The organism is Stenotrophomonas sp. PFBMAA-4 (genome assembly GCF_030053215.1).
In the GTDB taxonomy this organism is placed as follows: Bacteria; Pseudomonadota; Gammaproteobacteria; order Xanthomonadales; family Xanthomonadaceae; genus Stenotrophomonas.
The window spans coordinates 1-1,300 of record NZ_JASGBW010000069.1; the positions used below are offsets into that span (position 1 = coordinate 1).

Genomic DNA, 1,300 nt, shown 5'->3' on the forward strand with positions numbered 1-1,300 from the left:
GGGGGCTAGGCGGCCAGCGCGACCTGCTCCCGGTACTTTACCGGGCTCAAGCCCTTTAATTTCAGCCGGATACGGTCTTCGTTGTAGTACCGGATGTACTCCACCAGCCCAGCTTCCAGGCTTTCGATGCTGTCAAAGTTGTTCAGGTAGAAGAATTCCGACTTCAGCGTCCCGAAGAAGCTCTCCATGGCCGCGTTGTCCAAGCAGTTTCCGCGGCGGGACATGCTCTGTTTCAGCGAGTGTTTCGCTAGCTTGTGGCGATAGCTTTCATGCTGATAGTGCCAGCCTTGGTCAGAGTGGATCATCGGCCGATCTTCGGGCGGAAGCTTCTTGATTGCTTGGTCCAGCATCTGGCCGACCAGGTCGAATACCGGGCGGCGCTTCATCTGGTAAGCCACGATTTCGCCGTTGTAGAGGTCCATGATCGGCGAGAGATAGAGCTTCATGCCCTGCACCTTGAACTCGGTAACGTCGGTCACCCATTTCTGGTTGGGCATTTGGGCCTCAAACTGGCGGTCAAGGTCGTTGGAGACCACGACATTGGCCGCTCCCTTGAACGCGCGGTAGCGCTTGATGCGTACCCGCGACTGCAGGCCCAGCTCGGTCATCAGCCGCTGCACGCGCTTGTGGTTGATGGCTTGGCCCTGATTGGCCAGTTCCAGCGTGATGCGACGGTAGCCGTAGCGCCCTTGATTCTTATCGAAAATCGCGCGGATGCGCTCACGCAGCTCCTCCTCACCCCGATCTGGATCGGCCAAGGCATTGATCTGGTAGTAGAACGTGCTGCGCGACAGCTCAGCCGCCTCCAGCAACAGCGACAGTGCGTAGGTCTGCCTCAATCCTTGGATGGCTTGCGCTTTGCGCGCTGCGCCGCCTGGTCTTCCCGGATCAAGGCATCGAGTTTTTTTAGGTAAGCCGCCTCCGCACGCAGGTAGGCCACTTCCTTGAGGAGCTCATCGCGGCTCATGTCCTCGGCAGGCTTGGACGAGCGGGTCTTTTTCATCGGCTTTTGAGGCGGTAATGGTGGCGGCGCCAACGCTTGGGCGCCGCCCTCAGCATACAGGCGCAGCCACTCTCCCACTGCGCCTGCGCTGCCGATCTGGAAAAACGTGGTGGCCTCGCGTGCGGACATGCCCTCCTGGCCCATCTTTTCCAGGACCTCCAGCTTGAACTGGAGGTCATAGGACCGGGGTTTGCGGTCAAACCCTTGCCGACCATGCAGCCGGTAGGTCGCAGCCCACCGCCTGACCGTAGAGAACTCCAGGCCATGGCGCCGAGCAACGGCCTTGACCGATGTGGA

Annotated in this window: 1 protein-coding gene; it reads right to left on the reverse strand. The window is 60.0% G+C overall.

Annotated features, from left to right (window positions below):
• Nucleotides 1-5: 5 nt before the first annotated feature.
• Nucleotides 6-1,300, reverse strand: a protein-coding gene (locus QMZ26_RS21175; protein ID WP_283222588.1) for an IS3 family transposase whose coding sequence is annotated in 2 segments (ribosomal slippage) — nucleotides 6-910 and nucleotides 910-1,300 — 1,296 coding nt annotated over the 2 segments. Because the reading frame shifts where the segments join, the coding sequence is not laid out codon by codon here. This gene is flagged as partial in the annotation.